This window comes from Sphingomonas sp. P4_D12 (genome assembly GCF_056401895.1).
Window position 1 is genome coordinate 319,736 of sequence record NZ_JBFUIL010000002.1, and the last position, 14,466, is coordinate 334,201.

The 14,466-nt window shown below is 63.6% G+C and carries 13 protein-coding genes; 7 read left to right on the forward strand and 6 right to left on the reverse strand.

From position 1 onward, the window contains the following. Positions 1–98: 98 nt before the first annotated feature. Together AC1DSD_RS04010 and AC1DSD_RS04015 are read left to right on the forward strand one after the other, a co-directional pair. Positions 99–1,409, forward strand: coding sequence for a sugar MFS transporter (locus tag AC1DSD_RS04010; protein ID WP_478028643.1), 1,311 nt, complete (start codon positions 99–101; stop codon positions 1,407–1,409). Between the two features lie 55 nt (positions 1,410–1,464). Beyond that, positions 1,465–1,848 (forward strand): protease inhibitor I42 family protein, encoded by a 384-nt coding sequence (locus AC1DSD_RS04015; protein WP_478029019.1) that lies wholly within the window; start codon positions 1,465–1,467, stop codon positions 1,846–1,848. A gap of 18 nt (positions 1,849–1,866) precedes the next feature. Here AC1DSD_RS04015 and AC1DSD_RS04020 read toward each other — a convergent pair whose 3' ends face one another. Together AC1DSD_RS04020 and AC1DSD_RS04025 are read right to left on the reverse strand one after the other, a co-directional pair. After that, positions 1,867–2,058 carry a hypothetical protein gene (locus AC1DSD_RS04020; RefSeq protein WP_478028644.1) on the reverse strand — a complete coding sequence of 64 codons (192 nt, stop codon included), beginning with the start codon at positions 2,056–2,058 and terminating at the stop codon, positions 1,867–1,869. A gap of 109 nt (positions 2,059–2,167) precedes the next feature. Then, on the reverse strand, positions 2,168–3,352 hold the full coding sequence (locus AC1DSD_RS04025; protein ID WP_478028645.1) for an acyl-CoA dehydrogenase: 1,185 nt from the start codon (positions 3,350–3,352) through the stop codon (positions 2,168–2,170). Positions 3,353–3,412: 60 nt separating this feature from the next. Here AC1DSD_RS04025 and AC1DSD_RS04030 point away from each other — a divergent pair, with 60 nt between their 5' ends. From AC1DSD_RS04030 to AC1DSD_RS04045, 4 genes are all read left to right on the forward strand, one after another. Beyond that, complete coding sequence (locus AC1DSD_RS04030) at positions 3,413–4,225, forward strand: HpcH/HpaI aldolase/citrate lyase family protein (RefSeq protein WP_478028646.1); 813 nt, start codon at positions 3,413–3,415, stop codon at positions 4,223–4,225. After that, positions 4,222–5,097, forward strand: a complete 876-nt coding sequence (locus tag AC1DSD_RS04035; protein WP_478028647.1) for an ROK family protein — start codon at positions 4,222–4,224, stop codon at positions 5,095–5,097. The genes AC1DSD_RS04030 and AC1DSD_RS04035 overlap by 4 nt, the downstream gene beginning before the upstream one ends. Positions 5,098–5,234: 137 nt before the next feature. After that, positions 5,235–7,115 carry a GGDEF/EAL domain-containing response regulator gene (locus AC1DSD_RS04040; RefSeq protein WP_478028648.1) on the forward strand — a complete coding sequence of 627 codons (1,881 nt, stop codon included), beginning with the start codon at positions 5,235–5,237 and terminating at the stop codon, positions 7,113–7,115. Then, entirely contained in the window at positions 7,115–8,983 is a 1,869-nt protein-coding gene (locus tag AC1DSD_RS04045) for a CHASE4 domain-containing protein (RefSeq protein WP_478028649.1), read from the forward strand. Before AC1DSD_RS04040 ends, AC1DSD_RS04045 begins: the two co-directional genes overlap by 1 nt. Before the next feature lie 589 nt (positions 8,984–9,572). Here AC1DSD_RS04045 and AC1DSD_RS04050 read toward each other — a convergent pair. The 3 genes from AC1DSD_RS04050 to AC1DSD_RS04060 all read right to left on the reverse strand — a co-directional run bounded on the left by AC1DSD_RS04050 (position 9,573) and on the right by AC1DSD_RS04060 (position 11,590). After that, positions 9,573–9,707: a hypothetical protein gene (locus AC1DSD_RS04050; RefSeq protein WP_478028650.1), complete on the reverse strand. Its 135-nt coding sequence runs from the start codon at positions 9,705–9,707 to the stop codon at positions 9,573–9,575. Positions 9,708–9,807: 100 nt separating this feature from the next. Continuing rightward, positions 9,808–11,166 carry an aminotransferase-like domain-containing protein gene (locus AC1DSD_RS04055; RefSeq protein ID WP_478028651.1) on the reverse strand — a complete coding sequence of 453 codons (1,359 nt, stop codon included), beginning with the start codon at positions 11,164–11,166 and terminating at the stop codon, positions 9,808–9,810. Beyond that, on the reverse strand, positions 11,159–11,590 hold the full coding sequence (locus tag AC1DSD_RS04060) for a DUF983 domain-containing protein (RefSeq protein WP_478028652.1): 432 nt from the start codon (positions 11,588–11,590) through the stop codon (positions 11,159–11,161). Before AC1DSD_RS04060 ends, AC1DSD_RS04055 begins: the two co-directional genes overlap by 8 nt. Before the next feature lie 291 nt (positions 11,591–11,881). Between AC1DSD_RS04060 and AC1DSD_RS04065 the strand changes: the two genes are divergently transcribed. Next, positions 11,882–12,355 carry a hypothetical protein gene (locus AC1DSD_RS04065; RefSeq protein WP_478028653.1) on the forward strand — a complete coding sequence of 158 codons (474 nt, stop codon included), beginning with the start codon at positions 11,882–11,884 and terminating at the stop codon, positions 12,353–12,355. On the opposite strand, the gene AC1DSD_RS04070 is transcribed toward AC1DSD_RS04065, so the two are convergent. Continuing rightward, positions 12,356–14,398 (reverse strand): SPFH domain-containing protein, encoded by a 2,043-nt coding sequence (locus AC1DSD_RS04070; RefSeq protein WP_478028654.1) that lies wholly within the window; start codon positions 14,396–14,398, stop codon positions 12,356–12,358. Positions 14,399–14,466 lie beyond the last annotated feature (68 nt).

Below are 14,466 nucleotides of genomic sequence, written 5' to 3' on the forward strand. Positions count from 1 at the left end.
CCAATTCTGTTCACTAGGCGATTGCGGTCGCCGCCCAGCTAGGCCATCAAGGCGCTCCAAACCGGTTTCAGACCGGACCCCAGGGAGAGTGCTTTTTCATGGTCATGGACACAGGCGCCGCGGCGTCGACCAATCCTACTGCCACGGGCGATACGCATCAGGGGATCAATGCCCCCGGTCTGCAGGTGTTTGTCTTCGCGCTGTTCTTCATCTTCGGCGGCATCACCAGCCTGAACGATGTCATCATCCCGAAGCTGAAAGAGCTCTTCACGCTCAACTACACGCAGGCGATGCTGGTGCAGTTCTGCTTCTTCACGGCCTATGCCTTGATCGGCATTCCGGGCGCGATGCTGGTCAAACGGATCGGCTACATGCGCGGTGCGGCAGCCGGGTTGCTGACGATGATGGTGGGCTGCCTGTTGTTCATCCCGGCGTCCAACACCGCCACTTATGGTCTCTTCCTGTTCGCACTCTTCGTGCTCGCGACGGGCGTCGTGCTCGTCCAGATTGTCGCGAACCCGCTGATCACGTTGCTCGGCAAGCCGGAGACGGCGTCGAGCCGGCTCACTTTCGCGCAGGCGTTCAATTCGCTGGGAACGACGATCTTTCCGATCGTGGGCGCGATCTTGATTCTCGGAAGCCTCACCAAAGTCAGCGCCGCGGATCTCTCGGGCCCGGCGCTCGATGCGTATCGTACCGCCGAAAGCCAGGCGATCGTCCATGGCTATCTTGGCCTGGCGGTGGCGTTGGCGATCGTCGCGGCGGTCGTGTGGATGTTCCGGAACAAGTTGAAGGGCGAAGCGCATCAGGCGGGCAGCGGCCTTGCCGGGATCGATCTGCTGGGGCGCCCGCGTTTCGCCTTCGGCGCGTTGTGCATCTTTCTCTATGTCGGCGCCGAGGTGTCGATCGGTTCGCTGATCGTCAATTATCTCAAGCAATCCAGCGTCATGGGCCTGTCCACCGAATCGGCGGGTAAGCTGATCTTCGTCTATTGGCTGTGCGCGATGATTGGGCGTTTCATCGGCGCGGTGGTGTTGCGGTTCATCAATCCGGGCAAAGTCCTGGCGAGCGTTGCGGTGGGCGCGATCGTGCTCATCCTGGTTTCTACCCACACGACTGGCACGACGGCCGGCTACAGCTTGTTGCTGATCGGCCTGATGAACTCGATCATGTTTCCGACGATCTTCACGCTCGCCTGCGAAAAGTTGGGGGCTCGTGCGGCCGATGGCTCGGGAATCATTAACGTAGCGATTTTCGGCGGTGCGGTATTGCCGGTCGCGACCGGCTTTCTCGCCGACGCGACGGGCAGCCTTGCGCTGGCGCTGATCCTGCCGGGCGTCTGCTATGCGATCATTACGGCATTCGGCATCTATGCGCGCAACCCCGCGCAGGATTATGCCGACGCTTGATCACCCTTGCCGTGCCTCGCCGAAGCGGGGCACGGCAAACAGGAGAGGGCCGGTGATGCGAACAGGATTGTTCATGGCGATCGCGATGTCGATGGTCGCGCCCGTAGCCATCGCCGCACCCGCTGACATTCCGCTAACTGGTGCGAACGGTGGCAAGGCGACGACGCTGCGTCGCGGGCAAGCTGCCCGGGTCGAGCTGCAAACCAATGCCAGTACGGGCTATACGTGGAAGGTCGACGCCGATCGCGGGATCAGCGTCACGCTGGTGGCGGCGGTCGCGACGGTCGCCACGCGGCGTGGAATGGTCGGCGCGCCGTCGGTTGCGGCCTATCGCATCGTCGGCACCCGGCGGGGCATGTACCGGATCGTGTTCCGGTACATGCGCCCATGGGAAGGCAAGGCGGTCCGGACGCTGACGTACATCGTCCGGATCGTCTGATTCCGCGTCAGTGGATGCTCAGGCCGGCTTGGCGCCCGGTGTTCCGCATTTCACGAAATGGCCTTTGGCGTTGCGGCACTTGCCGGTGGCCGCGGGCTTGGGCTTCGGACAGGCGATGAAGTGACCCTTGGCGTCACGGCAGCGGTTGGCGGCCATCGATGGCGTCGCGACCATCGCGACGGCGGCAAGCACGAAAGCGATCCGTAGCATAAACGACTTCTCCTGCCCGTGAGTGGGATTTGGAGACTGCGCGCGATGCCGACGGTCTGCAAGCTGCCTGTCGACGCGGCGCCAAGCGAGGCGTGAGGACGGACCAGGCCTAGAAAGCCGCGATCCCGGTGATCGCTCTACCGAGGATCAGCGCATGGACGTCGTGTGCGCCCTCGTAGGTGTTGACCGTCTCCAGGTTCATGAGGTGGCGCATCACCTGATATTCGCCCGAAATGCCGTTGCCGCCATGCATGTCGCGGCTCATCCGCGCGATATCGAGTGCCTTGCCGACATTGTTGCGCTTGACGATCGAGATCATCTCGGGCGCGAACCGGCCCTCATCCATCAGCCGCCCGACGCGCAGCGACGCCTGCAGGCCGAGCGCGATCTCGGTTTCCATGTCGGCGAGTTTCTTCTGGAACAGCTGGTTGGCGGCGAGCGGCTTGTCGAACTGCTTGCGGTCGAGCCCGTATTGCCGTGCCGCATGCATGCAGAATTCGGCCGCGCCCAGCGACCCCCAGCTGATCCCGTAGCGCGCGCGGTTGAGGCAGCCGAAAGGTCCTTTCAGTCCTTGAACCTCGGGCAGTAGCGCCTCCTCGCCAACCTCGACCTCATCCATCATCACCATGCCGGTGATCGACGCGCGCAGGCTCAATTTGCCTTCGATCTTGGGCGCGCTGAGACCCTTCATGCCCTTTTCGAGCACGAAGCCGCGAATGCCGCCGCCATGCGCGTCGGACTTGGCCCAGATCACGAACACGTCGGCGATCGGCGAATTGGAAATCCAGGTCTTGGCGCCCGACAACGAATAACCGTCAGCGGTCTTGGTCGCGCGCGTGGTCATGCCACCCGGGTCGGAGCCCGCATCGGGCTCGGTCAGGCCGAAACAGCCGATCCATTCGCCGCTCGCCAGCTTGGGCAGATACTTATGCTTCTGCTCCTCCGAGCCGTAAGCGTAGATCGGGTACATGACGAGGCTCGACTGGACCGACATCATCGACCGATAGCCGGAATCGATCCGCTCGACCTCGCGCGCGACCAGCCCGTAGGACACGTAATTCGCGCCGACGCCGCCATATTCCTCGGGGATCGTCGGCCCGAGCAGGCCGAGCGCGCCCATCTCGCGGAAAATCTCCGGGTCGGTCGTCTCGTTGGCAAAGGCGTCGATGATGCGCGGCGCGAGCTTGTCCTGGGCATAAGCGCGCGCGGTATCGCGGATCATCCGCTCGTCCTCGCTCAACTGGTCGTCGAGCAGGAACGGATCCGCCCAATCGAAATGCGCCATGCCAGCCATGATAATCTCCTCGTCTCCCACCGCATTGTCCCGCCCGGCGGCTTGAGGCAAGGGGGTGACATGAGCTTTCGTCCCCGCCGCAGCGCGCTGTTCCTGCCCGCGAGCAATCCGCGCGCGATCGAAAAGGCGAGAGGACTCGCCGCCGATGTGGTCATCCTGGACCTGGAGGATGCCGTCGCGCCGGACGCGAAAGCCGCGGCGCGCGAGGCCGCGATAAGGGCGGCCGGCCAGGGATTCGGGACGCGCGAAGTGGTGATCCGGGTGAACGGCCTCGACACCGAATGGGGAGCGGCGGACCTTGCGGCGATGCGGGGCACGACGGTGACCGTGTTGGTACCCAAGATACGCAATGCCGGCGACGTCAAAACATGCCGCGACCCTCTCGGCTCCGAGGCGCCACTCTGGGTGATGATCGAGATGTGCGAGGCGCTCGGCCGGTTGCAGGATATCGCCGAGGCGAACGTCCAGGGGTTCGTGCTCGGCGTGAACGATCTGGCGCTCGAGCTCGGCGCGCGGCCGGGATCGGACCGCGCCTGGCTAGCGCCTGCCCAGGCAAGCGTGCTGGCCGCGGCACGGTCGCGCGGGCTGGTCGCGCTCGATGGCGTCTGCAACGACTTTTCGGACGATGAGCGACTCGAGGCCGAATGCGTGGCAGCGGCGGCGATGGGATATGACGGCAAGTCGCTGATCCATCCCCGTCAGATCGATATCTGCAATGCGGCATTCAGCCCGGATGCCGCGTCGATCGAATGGGCGACCCGTGTGCGCGACGCGTTCGCCAATAAGGATGGCGGAGTGATCCAGGTCGACGGCAAGATGGTGGAAGCGCTGCACCTCGTTCAGGCGGAACGGATTTTGGGGATGGTGTCGTGAGAATAGCAGGCGTCGAGCTCGGCGGAACCAAGTGCGTGTGCGTGTTGTCGCAAGACGGCGCGACCATCGTCGAGGCACGACGAGTCGACACCACCGATCCCGACACGACGATGGCGGCGATCGAAGAGGCACTCGACCAATGGCGTGGGTTCGGCGCGATCGGCATCGCCAGTTTCGGGCCGATCGGAATCGATACCACTGCGGCCACCTATGGCCATATCACCGCGACGACGAAGCCGGGCTGGGCCAACACCGACGTCGCGGGGCGATTGCAACGTCGATACGGAGTGCCGACCGCATTCCACACCGACGTTGTCGGCGCGGCACTGGCCGAGGGACAATGGGGCGCGGCCAAGGGGCTGCATGACCATGCCTATATCACCATCGGCACGGGGGTTGGGGTTGGCCTGATCAGTCAGGATAAGCCGGTGGTCGGGCTGACTCACCAGGAATTGGGCCATGTCCGTCCGGTGCGGATGGCCGGCGACGATTGGTCCGGCATCTGCTCGTTTCACGGCGATTGCGTCGAGGGATTGGCGTCGGGCCCCGCGATCAAGGCTCGCGCCGGCGTTGCCGCCAATGAGATTGCCGAGCATTCGCCGATCTGGCCCCAGATTGCGCATCCGATCGCGCAACTTTGTCATACGCTGGTGCTGACCGGCATTCCGCGCCGGATCGTCTTCGGCGGCGGTGTCGCGTTGGGTGTGTCCTGGCTGCTGCCGATGGTGCGCCGGATGCTGGATGAAAGCCTGGGCAGCTATGGCGATCGCTCGCTGCTCGGCGATCTCGATGCCTTTATCGTCCCGGCTGCGCTCGGCGCCGAGGCGGGACCGCTGGGCGCGATCCTGCTCGGACAACACGCGCTCGGCTAGGGGCGATGCAGCGCGTCTGAACCAGAACGCCGGCGACCCGCTAAAGATCGTTTACGGCGCTTTAACCCCGTCCGCTTACGTCTCCGCAATGACCTTGGGGCGTCGTGTACGTCCCGCCAAGCGAGGGACAGCGCGCGGTGCGAATTCTGATCGTCGACGACGAACCGGCAATGCATGACTCCTACCGGCACTGCTTCGAGCCGGTGGCGACCAATCATGACGCGCTGAGCGACATGGCCGTAGAACTGTTTGGCGACGCGTCCGTGCCGGTTTCGGAGCCAGCCGGCGCGGCGTTCGACACTGTTCATTGCAACCAGGGCGTGGACGCGGTTGCTGCGGTCGAGGATGCGATCGCCGACGGCAATCCGTTCGCGGTTGCCTTTATCGACGTCCGCATGCCGCCGGGGATCGACGGCAAGGAAACCGCGATGCGCATCCGCGCGCTCGATCCCAACATCAATCTCGTCATCGTCACCGGCTTTTCCGACTTCTCGCCGATCGAGATTTCGAAGGCAGCGGGGCCAGTCGACAAGATCTTCTATATCGCCAAACCGTTCGAGATCGCCGAGGTCGTGCAAACCGCGACCGCGCTTTCGCACCGCTGGCAGGCCGATCGCGAACTCGCCGCGGCAATGGCGAAGCTCGAGGAACAAGCGGTCGAACTCGCCGCCAACGAATCGAAGGCGCTGCACATGGCGACGCACGATTCGCTGACCGAGGCGCCCAATCGGCTCGCCTTCCTGAAGGCGCTAACCGACAAGGCACGCAGCGGTGGAATGTTCGCGGCGGCGATGATCGATCTCGATCGATTCAAGATCGTCAACGACACGCTGGGGCACCTTGCCGGCGACGAGCTGATCCGCGCGATCTACGCCATCCTGCAGCAATCGGCCCCGCCAGGCGCGATCGTCGCGCGGCTGGGCGGCGACGAGTTCGGCATCCTGTTCGACACGCTCGGCGAGCCGGCCGCGGTCATGGCGTGCGACCATATCATCGCCGCTTGCACGTCCAGCTTCCGGATCATCGGTCATTCGGTCCAGGCATCGGCGTCGATCGGGCTTGCGATCGCCGAAGTCGATGGCAATCGCGATCCGACGGACGTGATGCGCAAGGCCGATCTCGCGCTCAACGACGCCAAGAAATCGGGCCGTGGCGTCGTTCGCGCCTATAATGAGGGCATGGACGAAAGCGTCCGTTTCCGCCGTCGCATCGAAGGCGGGCTGGGTCAGGCGATCGAGCGCGGCGAACTGAGCCTCGCTTATCAGCCGATCGTCGCGGGACACGATATGGAAGTGGTCGGGTTCGAGGCGCTGTTGCGTTGGAACACCGCCGAATTCGGACCGATCAGCCCGGCTTTGTTCATTCCCATCGCCGAAGAATCGAACCTGATCCACGAACTCGGTGACTGGGTGCTCGACGAGGCGCTGAAGGTGCTCGACCAATGGCCGGGGCAATATGTCTCGGTCAATTTCAGCCCGCGTCAGTTCCGCCGTCTGAACTTTGTCGGCCATGTCGTCGAACGCGTGATGCGCGCGGGGATCGCACCCGCCCGTGTCCAGATCGAGATCACCGAAACCGCGATCTTCGACAACGCCGAACGCGCGGCCGAGACGCTCTACAAATTGCGCCAGATGGGCTTCCGCATCGCGCTCGACGATTTCGGTACCGGTTATTCGTCGCTCTACAATATCCGCAAGTTCGCGCTCGATTGCCTGAAGATCGACAAGAGCTTCATCGACGGCATGGGCCGCGAGCGCGAGTCCGCCGCGATTGTCCAGTCGATCGTCCATCTCGGCCACGCGCTCGGATTGGGCGTGGTGGCGGAAGGGGTGGAGACCGATGCGCAGGTCCAGGCGCTTCGCCTCGCCGGCGCGAGCCATTTGCAGGGCTATTATTTCTCGCGGCCGGTCCCGGCCGATATCGCACGCGAGATCGCGCAGGAGCGCTATATCGGCGGCGAGGACGATCTCGACGGCGACGAATTCGCGATCCGGGCGGGCGACGGGACCAACGGCTGATGGTCCGGCTGCGCGCCGCGACCGGGCGCCGATTGTCGTTCGCGTCGCTCGGCGGCAAGCTGCTCCTGATCCTCGCATCGGTAGGGCTGGTTGGCTCGATTGCGCTGACGGTGCTGCTCGCCGTGGTCATCACCCCCAGCTTCAACGCGCTCGAACGCCAGGCGATCGACGGACACGTCCAGCGGACGCGCGCCGCGCTCACCGACTTCGCGAGCAAGGTCGAAAGCTCGGTGCGCGATTATGGCGACTGGAATTCCAGCTACGATTATATCGTCAAGCCGACGCGCGCATTCGAACAGGAAAGCTTTTCGCCGCTGGCGATGGCCAATCTCGACGTCGATGCCATGGCCTATCTGCGTCCCGATCGCAGCCTGGTGATCGCGCGCTGGATCGATCCGCGCACCGGCCGGGAGAATGACGCCCTACGCGACGCGATGGTCGCGGCGATCCACCATGCTCCACTCGACGGCGCGATGAAGGGAAGCAATTCGGGCCATTTCTATATTCGCCTCGGCAAGATCGTGGCGGCGGTCGGCGTCGCCAAGGTCAGGAAAAGCGACGGCACCGGCACGCCGCGCGGCTATGTCGTCATGGCGCGCCGGATCACGTCGGCGCAGCTGGCGAAATTGCTCCAGGTGCCCGCGCGCCTGGATCTCGATGGCGTCCGTGGCGACCTCGTCACCACCAGTCCGACCACGATGCAGATCGCGGTGCCGGTGACCGGAGCGGAAGGCAGGCCGGTCGCGGTCGCCAGCTTCGTGGTGCCGCGCGACGTGTCGCAACTCGGGCGCCACATGCTCTGGCTCGCGGTGCTGGGATCGACCATTTTGCTCGCGCTCGTGCTCGCGGTGCTGAGTCGGATGTTCTCGCTTCTGGTGCTCAAACCGCTCGGCCGGGTCGAGGGGCATATGCAGCGCGTTCGCAACTCCGGCTCACTGACCGTGTTGCCCCAGGACGCCGCGCGCCGCGATGAGATCGCGTCGCTCGGCCGCAGCTTCAACGCGATGCTGGTCCAGCTCAAGGAGCTGCGCGAGCAAGTCGAGGCACAGGGCTTCGAGCTCGGCCGATCGGAAAGCGCGGTCGCGGTGATGCACAATGTGCGGAACGCGTTGAACCCGGTATCGACAATCTTGTCGGCCGGCATTGGCCAAGGCGCGCCGGTCGAGCGCGCGCTGATCGACCGTGCCTTGGCCGAACTGGTCTCCGCGGAGACTGCGCTCGAACGCCGCGAAAAACTGGCATCGTTTATCGCCACGGCCTTCGACGCCGAGGACAGGCAGCGTGAGGACCGGATCGGTCAGTTGCAGGTCGGTCGCGACGCGATGCGCCAGGTGTTGGAGATCATTGGCGCGCAACAACAGCTCGCGCATGAGCGGCCGCCGCTCGAAGAATGCGATGCGACGCAGATCATCGCGCAGAATGCCACGATCGCGCGACATTCCGGGAAAGGCGCGTCAATCGCGTTCAACTTCCCTGCGAAGAAGCACAAGGTGATGGCCAACCGCGTGCTGCTGAGTCAGGTCGTCGGAAATCTGTTCTCCAACGCCGCCGAGGCGATCTCCGCGGTGGGCGGGTCGGGCAGTATCAATGTCACGGTCACCGATACGAATGACGGTCGTGTGGAGATCGCGATCCACGATACGGGCGAGGGGTTCGATCCGGGCGGGACGCCACAATTGTTCCAGCGCGGCTTTTCGACCCGCCAGCACAAGTCGGGCGGATTTGGCCTGCATTGGTGCGCCAATTCGGTAACCGCGATGGAAGGCTCGTTGAGCCTCGAAAGCGATGGTGTCGGCCGTGGCGCGACCGCGCGCTTGGTGCTGCGTGCCCCGGCACGTGAAACAACGAAGACCGATCTCGCCGCCTGACGGCGTGCTTACTGTCGGGTTCTATCTAGAAAGCGCGGCTCGCTTGCCGTCCTCATGCGTTTAGGGGCGGGAGAGGAGCAGGTGATGACGGACCATTACTAGCGAGGACGGCGGCCGCCGGCCAGAACGGCCATGGAGAGCGCGCCAATCGACGTGCAGCATGGGCCAATCGGGAATGGACCGGGCTATTCCGGTCAGGAATATGACGCGGACGACTTCGCTGCCGATCGCGTGTTGAAGGAGAGCGCGGAAGGACCAAAGCGTTCCACCGAAGCCGCCGATGATCGCTTTCCGCCCGAAAACGGCCGCCGGGCGTGGTTCGATGAGCGAACCGGAGAGGTGCACGGAAGCGGCGTAGGCGCCGGCGGCGGCAATCCAGGAGAGGATTTCGCCAGCGATCCGGCGGCTGGCGACGGTTACCCGCAGACCGGCCGCGGATCAGCGGAGGTTAATAAACCGGGCGGGCACTGAAATCGACGACGCCCGCCGATGGCGTCCGCACTGGTGCGACAATCGGCGTCGCGAAGATGAAGTCTCGGCTCGAGCCGCATCGCCTACCCGTCTAGACGGCTCGCCGTGGCGATCGGCCTCAGAGCGGCGACACGCCGAAATATTTGAGCAAGCCGAGCACGAGCAACAGGAGAGCGATCGCTACGATCACATTGGCGACGTTGAAACTGCTGCGTTCGACCACTGTGCGATCGTCGGTACGAATATCTGTCATCTGAACCTCCTACTTGCGCAATAGAACGCGATCGTAACACCGGCGGTTCCGTTGCCGGCTGACAGGGCTTGACCGCTCGCTACCGGCAGCACGCTTAGAGTCAGATCAGCGGCCGTTGCTGGCGCGTATCGAAATGGCCGCGTATCAGGTGAAGAGCCCGGGCCAGCCGAGGCATTTCGATCAGGCCACCGAGCGATATCCGCACTGCCTGATCCGTGCCGGGCGTGACACGAAAACGGTGGCCGGCCACGACCGACAGTCCACTCGGGCGCATCGCATCGGCGAGTTCGGCGCCATCGAGCCCGGCGGGCAGCGGAAGCCAGAGATGATAGCCCTGAGCATGCGCCTGATAGGGCAGTCCTTTCAGGATATCGGCAGCGATAGCCTGACGCCGCATCGCCTCGTTCCGCATCGCCTCGACCAATCGATCGTAACGGTCGTCATCGAGCCAGGTTCGCACCATGGCGGCGTTGAGCGGCGGCGCCATGATCGCGGTTTCGTGAACATCGGCAGCAAGACGGAGCGCGCCGCCGATATCGGGAGCGCGAACATAAGCGATGCGCAATGCCGGAGAGATGGTCTTGGAAACACTCGCTACGTACCAGGTTCGTTCGGGCGCAAGAGCAGCGATTGGTACCGCGCACGTGGCGCACAAGGCGCCATAAACATCATCCTCAATCACCATCAGATCATTCGCCCGTGCCGCTTGGGCGATCGATTGACGCGTTGCTGCATCGAGCGTCATCGCGGTCGGATTGTCGTTGGTCGGCACCACATACAATGCGCGAATCCGTTCCGAGCGACACGCCGCCGCCAAGACATCGCCGTCGATCGTCGGCAAGGGGACCAGCCGTAATCCCAGCCGCGCGGCCAGCACCTTGAACCCCGAATAGACGAACCGTCCGCATGCCACGGCGTCGCCAGGGCGGAGCGCCGTGTTCACGATCGCATGAAGTGCGTTTTGCGCGCCGGCGGTAACGACGATTTGATCGTCCGATGCATCGACGCCGGCGCGGGCGATCAGCCGCGCGCCAGCAGCACGGTCCGCCGCACTTCCACCGGTGGGCTGGTATTGCATCCGCAATCCCGATCCATCCGCGAGCAACGTCGCGATGGTATCGCGCATCGCGCGGCCAAGCATATCGCCGGGTAATTCGGGCGGCATGTTCATGCCCGTATCGACCCGCGCGGCATCCTCGATCTGAGCGGGAGAAGCGCCTCTGACGAAGCTGCCGGCACGGCCATGCGCCTCGATCAAGCCGCGTTGCCGGGCGGTCTCATAGGCCCTGGTAACGGTGGTGAGGTCGACGCCAAGCCGCGCCGCGAGATCGCGCTGTGGCGGCAAGCGATCGCCGCTACTCAAATTGCCGCGCTCGATCGCCGATCCGAGCGCATCGGCGATCGCCAGATATTTTGGCGCGCGCGCTTTGGTCAGGTCGGGCAACCACTCGTCAGTCATCGAAATTGCTGCCTTTGGTGCGGCCATGCAGCTGGTTCCACAGGCGTTCGGTGCCCGCTTCCTGCGACCGGTTCACATATTGCGACGCGACCAGCCAGCCTTTGATTGGCCGCAGCGGCACCAGGCAACCCGCCACCATGATCGGCACTGACGTGACCAAATGAACCCATATCGGCGGGTTGTATGCCACTTGAATCCATACAACAATGAAGATCAGGGGCAAGGCGATCAGGCATAACGAGAAGAATGCGGGGCCATCGTCAGGCGCCGCGAACCGGTAATCCAATCCGCAACACTCGCAGGTATCGGTGACCTTCAACCACGATCTGAACATATGCCCCTTGCCACACCGTGGGCAGAGTCCCTTCCAACCCGTTTCGATGATCCAGCGGAACTTGTCGTTGCTATTTTGTACGGGTGGCATATCGGGTGCCTCGCATTATGTATGGATATATATCCATACATAATGGAGCTTTGCCCGCAGCGCGAGGGCTTTTGAGCTGCAAAACGCCGACAGGCGACTGCACTCCATGCATCGGGGGACGGATGCTGAGATGGGCTTGCGGGAGGACGATCTCACGGCTGGTCGCGTTTAGGTCGCGATATCGGATGAACCGCGTGCCGGCGTCTTGCCGCTGCAACGGGCCGAGCGTATCGCTTCGCCAGCGAACCGAAAAAGCGGCGCGATCGAAGGGGTGTCTGGAAGGAACCCCTTATGCGTTTCGCGTTTTCGCCCGCCGCCATCTGGACCATTATCGACAGCGCAAGAAATTGGCGGATCGCGCGCGACGCCGGCGATCCCGTCCAGCCGAGTCTGTACCGACGGCTCGAACGCTTCGGCGCTGGCCTACTCGCGCCGGTCTTCGATAGCGTGATGACTCTGTTCGAGGCTGGCTTCCGGCGGCGTTTCCGTGCCGGCAGCCTGCTGGATATCGGATTATCGCGCGACGAACGTCATTTGCTCGCCCTGCTGGAGGGAGCCGACGCCAGTATGATCGAGCGGTTCGACCCCAGCCTAGCGAGCACGATGCGAATAGCGCTCAGCTCCGCCCGGATCATGCTGTTGTCGGTCATCGGGGAGGTGATCGGGGTTCCATCCGCACCGGCATCGACCCCACTTTTCTTTCCGGCGACAGCTGCACAGCGGGTGCCATTATCCAACGCCCTTCACGTCTATTTCAAGCAATAATCAAACAGTCGCCGGGGGGGGGGAGACCCCCGCGTCTTCGTCGGGGAGCGTGACGGGACCCCGATCATTGGCCGCGGGCGTGGCCAGCAGCGACATGCCTTTCTCCGACAACAGCATTCCGATCAGCGCCTGGAGTGCGCCGCCACCGGCACCCGCGCCGGCGTCGCCGCCGGTACTGATCTGCACCCTCGGCACAACGTCGACTCCCGATGTCTCCAGCGCTTGGGCCAATCGCTCGATCACCTGACGCGTCAGCTGGAACTGCGCGCCGCCCGACGCTGCCGCCTGCTTTTCGATCGTCTCCGCAGTCGCGAGGCCGGTCTTGGTGATACGGTCGGCTTCCGCGCCCGCCAACGCCACGACCTTCGCCGCTTCGCCCTCGCCGACGATGCGGATGCGGTCGGATTCGGCCTTGGCAAGCGTGCGGGTCTGTTCGGCTTCCTGCGCGGCGCGCTTCACCGCCGCCTTGCCCTGGTTTTCCTGCACCGTGATCGACAGCTCGGACTCGGTGATCGCGGTCTGCTGGTGAGCGCGCGCCTGCGCCTCGCGTAAATCCTTCTCGCCCTCGGCCGCGACGCGCTGCTTGGCATAGGTCGTGACCTGTTCCTCGGCGACCTGTCGTTCGCGCAATTGCTGCAGGACCTTTTCGATCTGGTCGTTGCCAGCGGCGGCGCGTGGCGTGCCGATCAACACTTCCTGCAGTTCGAGATTATAGGCGGTGAACTTTGCCCGCATCTGATCGCCCGCCTGCTCCTGAATGTCGGAGCGTTCCTGGAGCAACTGGATCAGCGTTTTCTTCTGCGCGACGTTCTTGAAATAGGCCGAAACCATCGGATCGAGCGTCTGCTCGACCAGTTTCTTGATATCGCCGAACCGCTGCACCACCAACGGCGCCTTGCGGTAATCGATATGCACGACGACCGACAGCGGCAGCGTGGGCTCAAACGCGTCCTTGGTGATCAGCGACACTTCGGACAAATTCTCGTCGAACTTGTGCTGTCCGGTCATCTCCTGATCCCATTTGAGGATGAAGTTGGTCGTTGGTACGATCAGGATCTTCCCGGCATAGGTGTTGAACGCATATTTGCCCGGCAGCAGCGGATCGCTCCACACGCCGCGCGTGCCGCGATCGACCAGCTCGCCATGGCGATAATCGTCGCCCGACGTGTCGGCACCGCTGTCGCCGGTGTAACTGATGACGACGCCGACATGGCCGACCTCGATCACCGTCTTGGCGACCATCTCCACCGTCGCGAACAGGCGGTTGATGAAATAGCTGCCCTCGACCAGCACCTGGAGCTGGCGACCGCGCCGGCCACCCGCCGCAATGAACTTCTCCGGATCCTGGAAGCTGTTGTGGAAGGTCGCGTCGTCCGACTGATCGGTGCCGACTTCGGGCGCGATGATCTGGTCTGCAGTCAGCGCCGGGCCGTCATGCACCGTGACGATGCCGATCATGTCCGACGCGTCCTTGATCACGACAGACTCGAAGCCCGATCGCTCCTCGATCACGCGCTGCATGTTGCTGAACAGGTCGAAGTCGTTCGCCTCGAGCATCAGGCCGTAGAGATGCTCGCGCGTGATGATGACAAACTGCGCCAGGTTGATGGCATATGTGCCTTCGCGCAGGATCGCGCGTTGCGGACCTTTTTGTCCGCCATCCTCCAGAAAGCGGCGCACGTCGAGAAAGTCGGCGGTGCGCAAATTGCTCGCCAGCGTCTGGGTCGGACCCAGTGGGGCGCCGTCGCGCGCGAAGACATAGCCGATCTGGCCTTGGGGGATGGTGACCAAAGGCTGCGAATGGACGCGATATTGGAACGGCATGAAGAAGTGATAGCCGCCGCGCAGGACAATCGGCTGGTAGCCGGCCTCGCCGTTGAGGGCGATCAAGCCGGAGGTGACGGAGCCGTTGCGGCTCCACAATTTCTCGACGATCGCGACGCGGTTGTTGCGCACGTAGCGAACGCAGCGAGAGAGGATGAACAGACAAGCGACAACAAGGGCCACGACGGCCGAAGCGCCGAGCACATACATATTTGTCATCTGTGGTGGGTGTCCTTGGGACCTAAAGAAGAGCGCACGATCGCGCTCTCCCTCTATTTAATGTGCCC

Coding starts and splice junctions, on each gene's coding strand:
- AC1DSD_RS04010 (WP_478028643.1), top strand. CDS start 99: ATGGTCATGGACACAGGCGCCGCGGCGTCGACCAATCCTACTGCCACG.
- AC1DSD_RS04015 (WP_478029019.1), top strand. CDS start 1,465: ATGCGAACAGGATTGTTCATGGCGATCGCGATGTCGATGGTCGCGCCC.
- AC1DSD_RS04020 (WP_478028644.1), bottom strand. CDS start 2,058: ATGCTACGGATCGCTTTCGTGCTTGCCGCCGTCGCGATGGTCGCGACG.
- AC1DSD_RS04025 (WP_478028645.1), bottom strand. CDS start 3,352: ATGGCTGGCATGGCGCATTTCGATTGGGCGGATCCGTTCCTGCTCGAC.
- AC1DSD_RS04030 (WP_478028646.1), top strand. CDS start 3,413: ATGAGCTTTCGTCCCCGCCGCAGCGCGCTGTTCCTGCCCGCGAGCAAT.
- AC1DSD_RS04045 (WP_478028649.1), top strand. CDS start 7,115: ATGGTCCGGCTGCGCGCCGCGACCGGGCGCCGATTGTCGTTCGCGTCG.
- AC1DSD_RS04050 (WP_478028650.1), bottom strand. CDS start 9,707: ATGACAGATATTCGTACCGACGATCGCACAGTGGTCGAACGCAGCAGT.
- AC1DSD_RS04055 (WP_478028651.1), bottom strand. CDS start 11,166: ATGACTGACGAGTGGTTGCCCGACCTGACCAAAGCGCGCGCGCCAAAA.
- AC1DSD_RS04060 (WP_478028652.1), bottom strand. CDS start 11,590: ATGCCACCCGTACAAAATAGCAACGACAAGTTCCGCTGGATCATCGAA.
- AC1DSD_RS04065 (WP_478028653.1), top strand. CDS start 11,882: ATGCGTTTCGCGTTTTCGCCCGCCGCCATCTGGACCATTATCGACAGC.
- AC1DSD_RS04070 (WP_478028654.1), bottom strand. CDS start 14,398: ATGACAAATATGTATGTGCTCGGCGCTTCGGCCGTCGTGGCCCTTGTT.